14 protein-coding genes are annotated in these 12,430 nt (G+C 73.1%); 2 read left to right on the forward strand and 12 right to left on the reverse strand.

Features of this window, described 5'->3' with window-relative positions:
- Positions 1–116 precede the first annotated feature (116 nt).
- Positions 117–290, forward strand: coding sequence for a CsbD family protein (locus tag IG69_RS21565; protein WP_084696651.1), 174 nt, complete (start codon positions 117–119; stop codon positions 288–290).
- A 96-nt stretch (positions 291–386) separates the two neighbouring features.
- On the opposite strand, the gene IG69_RS0107515 is transcribed toward IG69_RS21565, so the two are convergent.
- The 9 genes from IG69_RS0107515 to IG69_RS0107555 form a co-directional block, all read right to left on the reverse strand.
- Complete coding sequence (locus tag IG69_RS0107515) at positions 387–2,357, reverse strand: DUF2207 domain-containing protein (protein WP_036829404.1); 1,971 nt, start codon at positions 2,355–2,357, stop codon at positions 387–389.
- Between the two features lie 2 nt (positions 2,358–2,359).
- A complete protein-coding gene (smpB, locus tag IG69_RS0107520) occupies positions 2,360–2,851 on the reverse strand; it encodes an SsrA-binding protein SmpB (RefSeq protein ID WP_030527547.1) in 492 nt (163 codons plus the stop codon).
- Between the two features lie 69 nt (positions 2,852–2,920).
- A complete protein-coding gene (locus tag IG69_RS0107525) occupies positions 2,921–4,309 on the reverse strand; it encodes a M23 family metallopeptidase (RefSeq protein WP_157577416.1) in 1,389 nt (462 codons plus the stop codon).
- A 137-nt stretch (positions 4,310–4,446) separates the two neighbouring features.
- Positions 4,447–5,352: a permease-like cell division protein FtsX gene (ftsX, locus tag IG69_RS0107530; protein WP_030527549.1), complete on the reverse strand. Its 906-nt coding sequence runs from the start codon at positions 5,350–5,352 to the stop codon at positions 4,447–4,449.
- 1 nt (position 5,353) lies between these two features.
- A complete protein-coding gene (ftsE, locus tag IG69_RS0107535; protein ID WP_030527550.1) occupies positions 5,354–6,076 on the reverse strand; it encodes a cell division ATP-binding protein FtsE in 723 nt (240 codons plus the stop codon).
- Between the two features lie 90 nt (positions 6,077–6,166).
- A complete protein-coding gene (locus tag IG69_RS0107540; protein ID WP_030527551.1) occupies positions 6,167–6,676 on the reverse strand; it encodes a TY-Chap domain-containing protein in 510 nt (169 codons plus the stop codon).
- Positions 6,677–6,704: 28 nt separating this feature from the next.
- Positions 6,705–7,823: a peptide chain release factor 2 gene (gene prfB, locus IG69_RS0107545; protein ID WP_030527552.1), complete on the reverse strand. Its 1,119-nt coding sequence runs from the start codon at positions 7,821–7,823 to the stop codon at positions 6,705–6,707.
- A gap of 119 nt (positions 7,824–7,942) precedes the next feature.
- Positions 7,943–9,355 (reverse strand): GntP family permease, encoded by a 1,413-nt coding sequence (locus tag IG69_RS0107550; protein WP_084696652.1) that lies wholly within the window; start codon positions 9,353–9,355, stop codon positions 7,943–7,945.
- A complete protein-coding gene (locus tag IG69_RS0107555) occupies positions 9,352–9,879 on the reverse strand; it encodes a gluconokinase (protein ID WP_036829527.1) in 528 nt (175 codons plus the stop codon). Before IG69_RS0107555 ends, IG69_RS0107550 begins: the two co-directional genes overlap by 4 nt.
- A gap of 156 nt (positions 9,880–10,035) precedes the next feature.
- Here IG69_RS0107555 and IG69_RS0107560 point away from each other — a divergent pair, with 156 nt between their 5' ends.
- Complete coding sequence (locus IG69_RS0107560) at positions 10,036–10,770, forward strand: FadR/GntR family transcriptional regulator (RefSeq protein ID WP_051750338.1); 735 nt, start codon at positions 10,036–10,038, stop codon at positions 10,768–10,770.
- A gap of 362 nt (positions 10,771–11,132) precedes the next feature.
- On the opposite strand, the gene IG69_RS22705 is transcribed toward IG69_RS0107560, so the two are convergent.
- The 3 genes from IG69_RS22705 to IG69_RS0107575 are packed head-to-tail and all read right to left on the reverse strand — an operon-like array spanning position 11,133 to position 12,410.
- The gene (locus IG69_RS22705; RefSeq protein WP_211250981.1) at positions 11,133–11,477 is read right to left on the reverse strand and encodes a hypothetical protein; all 345 of its coding nucleotides are present in this window, start codon (positions 11,475–11,477) and stop codon (positions 11,133–11,135) included.
- A gap of 46 nt (positions 11,478–11,523) precedes the next feature.
- Positions 11,524–11,988 (reverse strand): pilus assembly protein TadG-related protein, encoded by a 465-nt coding sequence (locus tag IG69_RS0107570; protein ID WP_030527557.1) that lies wholly within the window; start codon positions 11,986–11,988, stop codon positions 11,524–11,526.
- Positions 11,985–12,410: a TadE/TadG family type IV pilus assembly protein gene (locus tag IG69_RS0107575; RefSeq protein WP_030527558.1), complete on the reverse strand. Its 426-nt coding sequence runs from the start codon at positions 12,408–12,410 to the stop codon at positions 11,985–11,987. Before IG69_RS0107575 ends, IG69_RS0107570 begins: the two co-directional genes overlap by 4 nt.
- Positions 12,411–12,430: the final 20 nt, after the last annotated feature.

Consider the following 12,430-nt stretch of genomic DNA (forward strand, 5'->3'; position numbering starts at 1 on the left):
CGAAAGTCTGTCGCGTCGAAAGCCCCACGGGCGCTCGAGCGTGCATAGCGTGGTACCCATCAGCGTGGTGCGTTCCTGGCGGGGCGTGCTGCACCCCGTAGCGAAGGGAGCACCTCATGGGTCTCGGAGACAAGATCGAGAACATCAAGGACGACGTCGTCGGCAAGGCCAAGGAGGCCACCGGCAAGGCGACCGACAACGAGCGCCTCGAGGCCGAGGGCCGCGGGGACCAGACGAAGTCGGACGTCAAGCAGGCCGGCGAGAACGTCAAGGACGCCTTCAAGCACTGACACCGGACCACCGACCCCCGGGTCGGGGAACCACGACGGGCCGCTCCCTCACGGGGGCGGCCCGTCCGTCGTGCGGGGCCGACCCGGCCGGCCGGGCTACCAGCTGCCGCCGGACGATCCCCCGCCACCGCCACCGCTGAAGCCGCCTCCCCCGCTGAAGCCCGAGGAGCCGGACGAGCCCGGGGTGGAGACGAGGGTCCCCGCGGCGACGGTCGAGAACGAGTCCATGCTCGAGGCGACGTCGCGGAAGCCGCCGTCGCCCCACGAGCCGACGTACCAGAGCGGGCTGACGACCGTGTGCCCCGCGGCGGCCGCCGCGGCGGCGACCTCCTCGAACACCGCGGCCCACCGGTCGGCGAGCCCGAAGACGATGGCGTAGGGCAGGAACCGGCTGAAGAGGTCCTGCGCCTCCTCCCAGCGGATCTGGTTCGCCTCGGCCGTCGCGAGGTAGCGCTCGAACCCCTTCGAGCCGGCGAGCACGGCCGAGCCCTCCGCGGTCCGGGCCGCCATCCGCCGCCCGAGCGCGCGCGTCACGAGACCGCCGACGACGAGACCGCCCGCGAGCACCCAGACGGGGCTCACCGGCAGGCCGGAGTCGGCGAACAGGCCCGAGGCCGGGCCGGCGAGGAAGAAGCCCCCGAGCACACCGACACCGACGAGCACGCTGCCCAGGGCCATCCAGCCCGAGCGCTGCGCCTGCGGGCTGCGACGGAACCAGCCGCGCTCGACGACCTCCTCGTACATGAGCCGCTGGACGGCGTCGACGGTGGGCTTGAAGCGGTTCTTCAGCGACGAGAGCGCGACCTGGTCGCCGGCCGCGAAGAGCGACTCGTGGAGGAGCTGCTCGTACGGCGCGAGCGGTGGGCCCCCGGCGGGCGGCGTCGTGCGGGTGAGGACCCAGTCGTCGGAGCGGAGGGCGCTCCGCTCCTCACGGCCGATGCGCAGGTGGCCGCGCACGGCGAGGTCGATGATCGTCGCGGTGACGTCGACCAGGCCGGCCTCCTCGTCGAGCACGGTCCCGACGAGGCCGGGCTGCACGCCCTCCGGCGGGGTGAACTGCACGGCGACCGTCGGGGCGGGACCGCCGACGACGACGGGCGCGGACTCGCCGGCGCCCGGCGAGAGGCCCGGCGTCAGGCCCGCGTAGCGCTCGTCCCGCCCGCGGCGCCACACGAGCAGCCCCATGAGGGTGCCGGCGGCCAGCGGGACGAGCAGCCCGCCCCCGGTGGCGAGGAGCCCGAGGGTGCGGGCGGTGGCCGGGGTCACCGTGCTGCCCCCGCTGCTGCCGACGTCGCCCTCGCGCAGGTCGGGTGTGAGGTCCCCGAACGCCTCGCGCGGGAACGAGGCGACCACGGAGGCCCCCTCCTCGGCGGCGAGGTCGGGCACGGTGTACTCGGCGCTGGCGCCGGGGGTCGCGGGGCACGGGTCGCTCGAGCCGTAGGGGCCGTGGAAGCACGCCGCGCGGGTGACGTCGGCGGGACCGGTGACCGTCGCGCGGACGTCGTGCTGCGGGAAGGAGCTCGCGGTGCTCACGACGTCGTAGTAGACCTCGGCGGTGCCGTCGCCGATGTCGTTGACGAGGTGGGCGAGGCGGTAGCGCACGACGTAGCGCGCGGTGCCGCTGACCGTCTCCGAGGGGCTGCCGATCCGGATCCGGCGGTCGGCCCCGTCGTCCTCGACCGTGATGTCGGTCGGCGCCCCGGTGGGCGAGGTGACCTCGATGCCGGACAGCTCGTAGTAGCGGTACTGCGTCTCGCTGTCGCGGTAGCCCGCCCGGACCCGGACGAGCCGGTAGATGCCGTGCCGGTCCTCCCCCTCCGGGAAGCGCCAGGTGATGTCCTCGGTGACGACGACGCTGCCGTCCTCCTGCGCCTCGATGCTCGTGTGCAGCGAGTCGGCCTGCTCCTGCGCCGGCAGGGCGGCCGGTGCGGCGCCGCCCCAGGCGCCGACGCGCTCGGGTGCTCGCGCCCCGGGAGCAGCGGCCGCCGCGGGGGCGAAGGCGGTGAGCGCGGCGAGGCAGGCCAGCAGAAGGAGGAGCGCGGCCCGCACCCCGCCGCGGCGGGGCATCGTCAGTCCTCGCCGCGCCGCCGGGCGGCGATGGCCCGTTCGGCCTCGCGGTTGTCCTGCCGCTCGCGCAGCGCCTGCCGCTTGTCGAACGCCCGCTTGCCCTTGACGACCGCGATCTCGACCTTCGCGCGGCCCTCCTTGAAGTACAGGCTGAGCGGGACGACGGAGTAGCCCGACTCGCGCGTCGCCTGCGCGATCTTGTCGAGCTCGCGGCGGTGCAGGAGGAGCTTGCGGCGCCGGCGCGGGGTGTGGTTGGTCCACGTCCCGTTGACGTACTCGGGGATGTGGACGCCCTCGAGCCAGAGCTCTTCGTCGCGGTCGAAACCGGCCCAGCCGTCGACGAGCGAGGCCCGACCCATCCGCAGGGCCTTGACCTCGGTGCCCATGAGGACCATGCCGGCCTCGTAGGTGTCCTCGACGAGGTAGTCGTGGCGCGCCTTGCGGTTGCTCGCCACGAGCTTCGTCCCGGGGGTCCGCCCCTTGTCCTTCGCCACGGTCAGGAGGCTACCCGCCCGGGTGGCACCGGCTCACGGCGATTCCCGCCGACGGGCCGGCCGGGCGCGTCAGGAGAGGGTGTTGAGCCACTTGCGGGGGTCGACGAACGCGCCGTCCTGGAGCGTCTCGAAGTGCAGGTGGCAGCCGTTGGAGGTGCCGGTCGTGCCGCTGTAGCCGATGAGCTGGCCGCGGCCGACCGAGCCGCCACCGACGACGATGCTCGTCAGGTGGTTGTAGGTCGTCGCGAGGCCGACACCGCGCTCGAGCCCGTGGTCGATGACGATGCGGTTGCCGTAGCCGCCGCCCCAGCCGGCCGAGATGACCGTGCCGGACGCCGCCGCGTAGACGGGCGTGCCGCAGTTGACCGCGTAGTCCCGGCCGGAGTGCAGCTTCCAGTAGTGGTAGATCGGGTGGAAGCGCTGGCCGAACTCCGAGCTGATCCAGCCGCTCTTCACCGGGCGCGACAGGACGCCGCTGGAGGTGCTGGAGCCGCCCCCGCCGGTCGAGCCCCCGCCGCCGGTGGATCCACCACCGGAGCTCGAGCCGCCGCCGGACCCGCCCTTGCCCTTGTTCTGCTCGGCGCGCTTCTTCGCCTCGGCCGCGGCGCGGGCGCGGGCCTCGGCGGCGCGGCGGGCGAGGACCGCGCTCAGGCGGTCCTGCTCGGCCTTCATCGAGGCGAGCTGCTTCTTGTCGGCGGCCAGCTGGTCGGCGAAGCTCGCCGCCTGGCCCTTCTGCGCGCTGACGAGCGACTCGAGGTCGACCTGGGCCTGCTGGGCGCTCGCCCGGGCGGACTCGGCCTTCTTCAGCGCGGCCGCGGCCGCCTGCTGCTTGCGCGCGGAGTCGGCGCGCAGCGCGCTCACGTGGTCCTCGAGCGCGGTGAGACCCGCCTGCTCGGTGGTCAGGCGCTGCATCGTCGCGTTCTGGACGTCGAGGACGGTGTCGACCATCGCGAGCCGGTCGGCGAACTGCTGTGGCTGCGTGCTCGAGAGCGCGACGTCGAGCTGCCCGAAGCCCTGCTGCTGGTAGACCTGTGACGCGAACTGCGCGAGGCGCTTGCGCCCGGCGGCGACGGCCTTGGTCGAGGCCTCGAGGTCGTCGCGCGCCTTGGCCTCGTTGGCCTTGGCGACGTCGAGCTCCTGGGAGGCCCGGGCCTCGGCCGCGTCGGCCGCGTCGGCCGCCGAGCGAGCCTTCTCGAGGGCGCTGCGGGCCGCGGGGAGCTTGTCCTCGGTGGCGTGGAGGGCCTGGTAGGCCTTGCGCAGCGCGGCGCTGGAGTCCTCGACCTCGTTCTCGAGGGCGTCGACCTTGCGGTCGACCTGCCGCTTCTGGGTCCCCGGGTCGGGGGCGGCGGGCGCCGACGGGGCGACCGCCAGCACGAGCGCGCTCGAGCAGGTCATCGCCGCGGCGAGCCCGAGGAGCCGTCGTGAACGGGCGCCGCGTGGGCGGTCAGGTCGTCCCATGATCACCATTGGTAACACGAACCCCATCGATGTGCACAGTCAACAGGCCAGGCGGGGGCCGGGCGGACGCCGGGCGGACATCAGCAGTCTCTCAGCGCCCGACCCTCTCGCGCAGGCCGTCCGGGCAGTCGCCGGCCTCAGACCCGCAGGTAGCGGCGCAGCGTGACGACGCTCGTCCCCACCGCGATGAGCACGACCCCGCCGAGCATCCACGGCGCGAGCAACCACACGTCGGAGACCCCGATGAACGCCTGCGAGAGGGCGATCTGGCTGGCCCCCTCGGTGAAGACGTACTGGGTCAGCCCGATGAGCAGGCCGACGGCGAGCAGGACCCCGACCGCCGAGACGATGACCATCTCGGAGATGAACGGGGCACGGATGGTCCAGTTCGAGGCCCCGACCAGCCGCATGATCCCGATCTCGCGGCGCCGGATGAAGGCCGCCTGCCGGATGGTCGTCGCCATGAGCAGCGCCGCGCACGCGGCCATGAGGGCCGCGAGGAAGACCGCGAAGACGGTGACCCAGTTGATGATCGTGAAGAACTTCGAGAGGACCTTCTCCTGGTCCTGCACGGTGGCGACGCCCGGGGCGTCCTCGAACTGCGTCGTCACGTTGCGGAACTTCGTCGGGTCGTCGAGCTGCACGCGCAGGCTCGGCGGGAGGTCGCCCTCCTGGACGTTGCCGGCGATCGGGCTGTTGCGGAACTGCTCCTTGAAGCGCTGGAAGGCCTGCTGCTCGGACTCGTAGAAGACCTGCTTGACCTCGGGCAGCGCCTCGAGCTGGTCCTGCAGCGCCGTGCGCTGGGCGTCGGTGGCCGCCTTGCCCTCGCAGTTGGGCGCGAGCGCGTTGGCGTTGCAGAGGTAGATCGAGACCTGGATCCGGTCGTACCAGTAGCCCTTCATCGTGTCCGCCTGCCGCTGGGCGAGCAGCCCGAGGCCGAGGAGGAACATCGCGACCATCGTCACGAGCACGACCGAGACCGCCATCGACACGTTGCGACGCAGGCCGGAGCCCACCTCGGAGGCGAGGAAGCGCGCCTGCATCTCAGGCCTCCCCGTCCGTCGTCACCACGGGCAGCTCCCCGGTCGGGTGGTAGTTGCCCTCCCGCTCGTCGCGCACGACGTGGCCGTCGGCGAGCTGGAGCACCCGCTTGCGCAGGGCGTTGACGATGTCGTGGTCGTGCGTCGCCATGACGATGGTCGTCCCCGTCCGGTTGATGCGGTCGAGCAGGCGGACGATGTCGAGGCTGATGGCCTGGTCGAGGTTGCCCGTCGGCTCGTCGCAGAGGAGGATCTGCGGCCGGTTGACGACCGCGCGGGCGATGGCGACGCGCTGCTGCTCACCGCCGGAGAGCTGGTGCGGGAAGCGCTTCTCCTTGCCGGCGAGCCCGACCATCTCGAGGGTCTCGGGCACGAGCTGGCGGATGGCGTGGCGCGGCTTGCCGATGACCTGCAGCGCGTAGGCGACGTTCTCGTGGACGGTCTTGTTCGGCAGCAGCCGGAAGTCCTGGAAGACCGCGCCCATCTCGCGGCGCAGGCGTGGCACCTGCCGGGTCGACAGCTTGCGCAGGTCGTGGCCGGCGACGAGGACGACGCCCTCGGTCGCGGCCTCCTCGCGCAGCGCCAGGCGCAGCATCGTCGACTTGCCCGAGCCGGAGGGGCCGACGACGAAGACGAACTCGCCGCGGTCGATGTCGACGTCGACGGCGTCGAGGGCCGGACGGGTCGAGCGCGGGTAGACCTTCGTGACGTTCTCGAAGCGGATCATGCGGAGCAGAGGGCCTCACGGCTGGGGAACAGGGGACCGCGGGCACACCACGGCACTGTCGAGGATAGGTCGAGCGACGCCGCGCGGCGGTCAGCTCGGGACGTTCGGCGGGTCACCGACCGCCGGGCCGACGACGGGGAGCCCGCCGTCGTGCGGCGTCACCCCGAGGACGTCGCGGAAGGTGGTCGCCACGACGGTCGCCGCGCGCCGCGCGTCGGCCTCGGGCAGGTAGGGCCCGCTCGGGACGTCGTCGGGCCAGAAGCGCAGGTAGTCCTTGCCGTCGGTGGCGGTCGGGACGTGCCAGCCGGCGGCGAGGATGCGCTCCTCCTCCTCGCGGGTCCACGGGAACGTCCCGCCGGCCCGCTGCGGTCCGGCCCAGTGGCCGCGCAGGTGGTCCTCGGCGCGCACGAGGCGCACGGAGGGGGCCACGGGGCGGCGTCCGCCGCCGAGCAGCCAGCGCAGCCGGGAGCCGCTGCGCGCCATCCGCTCGTGCCCGGGCGGGGCCGTGACGGTGAGCGAGGCACCGTCGTCGAGGCGGCGCACGGCGGCGGCGAGGTCGTCGGTCCAGGCGCCCCAGGCGGGGTCGAGCGCGTCGGTCATCGGCGGGTGGGCGTCGGCGGGCCGGGCGTCAGCCCTGCGCGTCGGCCTTCTCCTGGGCCTTGCGCCAGCGGATGCCGGCCTCGATGAAGCCGTCGATGTCGCCGTCGAAGACACCCGAGGTGTTGCCGACCTCGTGCTCGGTGCGCAGGTCCTTGACCATCTGGTACGGGTGCAGGACGTAGGAGCGCATCTGCTCGCCCCAGCTGGCCTTGATGTCGCCGGCGAGCTCCTTGCGCTCGGCGGCCTCCTCGGCCTTCTTGATGAGCAGGAGGCGCGACTGCATGACCCGCAGCGCGGCGGCGCGGTTCTGGATCTGCGACTTCTCGTTCTGCATCGAGACGACGGTGCCGGTGGGGATGTGCGTCATCCGGACCGCGGAGTCGGTCGTGTTGACCGACTGGCCGCCGGGGCCGCTGGAGCGGAAGACGTCGATCTTCAGCTCGTTCTCGGGGATGTCGATGCTGTCGGTGCCCTCGATGAGGGGCACGACCTCGACGGCGGCGAAGCTCGTCTGGCGACGGCCCTGGTTGTCGAAGGGGCTGATCCGGACGAGGCGGTGCGTGCCGCCCTCGACCGAGAGGTTGCCGTAGGCGTAGGGCACGTCGACCTCGAAGGTGGCCGACTTCAGGCCGGCCTCCTCGGCGTAGGAGGTGTCCATGACCTTGGTCGGGTAGCCGTGGCGTTCGGCCCAGCGCAGGTACATGCGCATGAGCATCTCGGCGAAGTCGGCGGCGTCGACGCCCCCGGCGCCCGCGCGGATGGTGACGACGGCGGCGCGCTCGTCGTACTCGCCGGAGAGCAGGGTGCGGACCTCGAGCTCGCCGACGGCCTTGCGGACCTTGACGAGCTCGCGCTCGGCCTCGGCGAGGGTGTCGGCGTCGTCCTCCTCCTGGCCCATCTCGACGAGGGCCTCGAGGTCGTCGATGCGCGCGTCCATGCCGACGACCCGCTCGTGCTCGGCCTTGGCGCGGGAGAGGCCGGAGGTCACCTGCTGGGCGCGCTCCTGGTCGTCCCAGAGGGACGGCTCGGCGGCCTGCTGCTCGTACTCGGCGATCTGCTGCTCGAGGGCGGTGAGGTCGGTGACCTCCCGGACCGACGCCATCGTGCTGCGCAGGTCCTTGATCTCCTGGGTGAAGTCGGTGGCCACGAGGGGCAAGCCTACGCGAGCGGGGCTCGGGGCCCCGACGTGCCGGGTCGGGGGCCGGACGCACGGCACGGCCCGCACCGGTGGGGTACGGGCCGTGTGGGGTGGCGGAGGTGCGTCGGTCAGACGACGAGCCCCAGGAGGAGCACGACGACGAGACCGGTGACCGAGAGCAGCGTCTCCATCGCCGACCACGACTTGAAGGTCTGGCCGACCGAGAGGCCGAAGTACTCCTTGACGAGCCAGAAGCCGGCGTCGTTGACGTGGCTGAAGAACACCGAGCCGGCGCCGATCGCGAGGACGAGCAGCGAGACCTGCGCCGCCGGGAGCCCGGTGGCCAGCGGGGCGAGGATGCCCGACGCGGTGACCGTGGCGACGGTGGCGGAGCCGGTCGCGAGGCGGATGAGGACCGCGACCACCCAGGCCAGGAGCAGGACCGAGATGCCGCTGCTGCGGACCCAGTCGGCGACGAGCTCGCCGATACCGGTGTCGACGAGGGTCTGCTTGAAGCCACCGCCGGCGGCGACGATGAGGATGATGCCGGCGATCGGGGGCAGCGAGCCCTCGAGGCTCGTGCTGATCTCCTTCATGCCCATGCCGGCGCCGCGGCCGAGGGTGGCCATCCCGACGAGGACGGCGATGAGGAGCGCGATGACCGGCGTGCCGATGAAGTCGAGGGCCGAGCGGACGGCGGTGCCCTCGCTGCTGAAGATGTCGGCGAGCGCCTTGCCCATCATGAGGACGACGGGGGTGAGGACGGCGAACATCGTCAGGCCGAAGGACGGCCGGCGCTCGCGGGAGCCGCGCTCGTCGTCGTCGCCGGTGCCGAACATGGCGGGCGGGGGCACGTCGACCCAGCGGCCGGCGAGCTTGGCGAACAGCGGCCCGGAGACCGCGATGGTCGGGATGGCGACGATGACGCCGAACATCAGGGTGAGGCCGAGGTTGGCCTTGAGGGCGTCGATGGCGACGAGCGGGCCGGGGTGCGGCGGCACGAGGCCGTGCATCGCGGAGAGGCCGGCGAGGGCGGGGATGCCCACTCGGACGACGGAGACCTGGGCACGGCGGGCGACGAGGTAGATGACCGGCATGAGGAGCACGAGGCCGATCTCGAAGAACATCGGCAGGCCGATGATCGCGCCGACCGCGGCCATGGCCCACGGGAGGGTGCGCTCGGAGGAGCGGCCGATGAGGGTGTCGACGATCTCGTCGGCGCCGCCGGAGTCGGCGAGCAGCTTGCCGAACATCGCGCCGAGGGCGATGAGCGTGCCGACGCCGGCCGCGGTCGAGCCGAAGCCCTTCGTGAAGGAGTCGACGACGTCGCCCATCGCGACCCCGGCGACGGCGCCGACGGTCAGCGAGCCGAGGGTCAGGCCGAGGAAGGGGTGGAGCTTGAAGCGGGTGATGAGCACGACGATGACGGCGATGCCGAGCAGCGCGGCGGGGATGAGCCGGCTCGCGGGGATGCTCTGCGTCGCGCCGTCGGCGGCGGTCAGGGCCGGGAAGAGCAGCCCGTGGAGGTCGGTGGTCGTCATCGGAGGGAACCGTCCTTCGGGGCGAGGATCTGGAGGGACTGCTCGACGAGGTCGTCGACGGGGGCGCTGACGTCGAGCGCGGTGCCGAGCTCGTCGGCCTGGAGGGGCTCGAGCGTGGCGAACTGGCTGTCGACGAGGGCCGCCGGCATGAAGTGACCGGGGCGGCCGGCCATCCGCGCGGCGATGACGTCACGGTCGCCGTGGAGGTGGAGGAAGAAGGTCTGCGTCGCCTGCTCACGGAGCAGGTCGCGGTAGGACCGCTTCAGGGCCGAGCAGGAGACGACTCCCCCGGCCTCGGCGTGCGCGTCGAGCCACGCGGCGATGGTCCGCAGCCAGGGCTCGCGGTCGTCGTCGGTGAGGGGGACGCCGGCGGACATCTTCGCGACGTTCTCCGGGGGGTGGAAGTCGTCGGCGTCCGCGAAGGGCACCCGGAGCCGCTGGGCGAGCGCAGCACCCACGGTCGTCTTGCCGGATCCGGACACCCCCATCACGACGACGAGGGGGGACTGGCTGGTGGTGGTCATGCTGCGCGACTCCTGTGTCGGCGGGCCCTCGACGCCGAGGGCGGGTCGTCGCACAGCATGCGCCCTTAAGTCGGCTTTATCAACCCCTGAGCCTTGGAAAAGTCTCATCAATCACACCGGGCGGGTGCTTACATCGGCGTCTGGCACCCTTGCCGCATGGCCACGCCCTCTCGGTCCGCGCCGGGCCGCCGACCGCCCGCGCCGGGCCTGCACGCCGGGGTGCTCGACGCCCTCGGCGCCGAGATCGTGTCGGGGGCGGCGCCGGAGGGGTCGGTGCTGCGCATCGACCGGCTCGACGAGCGCTTCGGCGTCTCGCGCTCGGTCGTGCGCGAGGCGGTGCGGGTGCTCTCGGCGATGGGCCTGGTCGAGACCCGGCGGCGGGTCGGGGTGCTCGTCCAGCCGCGCTCGGCGTGGAACGTCTTCGACCCCACCGTCATCCGTTGGCGCCTCGACGGGCCCGGCCGCGAGGAGCAGCTGCTCTCGCTCGGCGAGCTGCGGCGCGGGGTCGAGCCGGTGGCCGCGGCACTGGCCGCCGCGCGCGCGACCGGCGAGCAGTGCGCCCGGATGGCCGCCGCCGTCATGGAGATGCAGGTGCAGGCCAAGGCCCAGGACCTCGTCGCCTACCTCGCGGCCGACCAGCAGTTCCACCGGGCGCTGCTCGAGGCCTCCGGCAACGAGATGCTCGCGGCCCTCTCCGGGGTCGTCGACGAGGTCCTCGCCGGCCGCACCCACCACGACCTCATGCCCGCCCGCCCCAACCCGGAGGCGATCCGGCTGCACTCCGAGGTGGCGCAGGCCATCGGGGCCGGCGACGCGGTGGCCGCGTCCGCGGCGATGGCGGCGATCATCGACGAGGCCAGCGCCGCCCTGCGCGCGACCACCGACGACTGACCCTCCCCCCTCCTCCCCGGCCCCTCCCCCCTGCCCCACCCCGGGCCTTTCCCGACTTCTTGCGAGTTCCGCCGCTCGACACGCGGGTCGTCGGCGTGTCGAGCGGCGGAACTCGCAATCAGTGGAGTGAGGGAGGGCCGGAAAAAACTCTTCCGGGAGATGTATCAGGGTGCGGAGGCGCGTCTCCTTCACCTCGACGGCGGGCAGCAGGGGCTCGCCGGTCGGCCGCTCGCAGGGTCCGGGGCACGGGCACGAAGGCGTTCGACGTGGTCCACCGCATCGGTGCGCAGGGGCGCCGGCGTCGTGGACGGGCGGGGTGGTCGGGAGCAGGGCCCGGCCGCCCCGCTGCGTCGCGCCCGGCGTCAGTCGAGCGGCTGCAGGTGGTGGCGGTCGCCCGCCTCGAGGTGGCCACGGACCGCGTCGCTGCTGCGGTCGGACAGGATGCTGCGCCGGCTGCGGCTGGACAGCAGGCTGCAATCGCTGCGCTCGGAGAGGGCCGAGAACATCGACATGCTCGAGAACGCCGACGCGAGGCTCATCGACGAGCCGAGGCTGAGCACCGAGGCGAAGCTCCCGATGCTCGCGATGCTGAGTACCGAGCCGATGCTGCCGACGGAGAGGACGCTGCCGCGCGAACCGACGGACAGGAAGCTGTCGGTGGAGCGAATGCACCATCGGCCGCGCAACCGGGTGGGGAGGTCGGGCACGTCCCCGACGCTATGCCCGCCGGGCCGCCGGCGACAGGGTCCGCGGTCAGGGAGCGAGGAGGTCGGAGCGGGCGCGCGAGGTGACGTGCACGGTGATGCTCACGCCGAGCTCGCGCAGCACACCACCGACGAGCGGCAGCTCCGCCTCACCGCTGAGGTCGACGACGGCGGTGCGTCCGTCGGGGGTGCCGGTGGCCGGCCCGAGGCGCCAGTCGAGGACGCCCGTCGGACGTTCGACCGAGCCGAGGTAGGCCGCAGCCCGCTCCCGCACCGAGGCGGTCGCGAGCGGCACGGACTCGCCGACGCCCTTCCGGTAGGCCCCCTCGTCGAGGGCCCCCGCCGCGGCGAGGGACGCGCCGTCCGCCGCGTCGAGCATCCGCACCCGCGCCAGGTGCGCCGAGGTCACCGCGACCGTGCCGGCGATGAGGGTCATCGCCACGACGACGAGCCCGAGGAGGTACACCGTGATGGTCCCGCGCTCGTCATGGACGACGGCGGCCCGCGCCGTCACGGCAGCACCCGGAAGCGGTCGACGGTCGAGACCTGCGAGGCCGTCACCGGGATGCTGAGCGGCAGGACGTCCTCGAGGAAGGCCGGCACGAGCGGGAGCGGCACGAGGACCGTCGCCGTCGTCTCGACACGACCGTCGGGTCGCAGGCACGGAGAGCCGTCGCAGGCGATCGTCAGCGTCCCGGTGTCCTCGAACCGCTGGTCCAGGAAAGAGATCCGCGCTGCCGCCCGGGCCCGCCCGGTCGGGTCCTCGCCCGCGTCGGTCGTGATGTAGGCGCGACCGGCCTCGCGCGCGGCCTGGCTCACGGTGAAGGCCCCCGCCTGGACCCGCCCGAGGGCGAGCACCAGGTAGACGAGTGGCAGGAACAGGAGCACACCGAGCATGACGAACTCGACCACGGCGCTGCCGGACTCGCGACGCATCGCCCGCCCCTCGGGGCGTG

Source organism: Phycicoccus jejuensis (assembly GCF_000720925.1).
Classification (GTDB): Bacteria; Actinomycetota; Actinomycetes; order Actinomycetales; family Dermatophilaceae; genus Phycicoccus; species Phycicoccus jejuensis.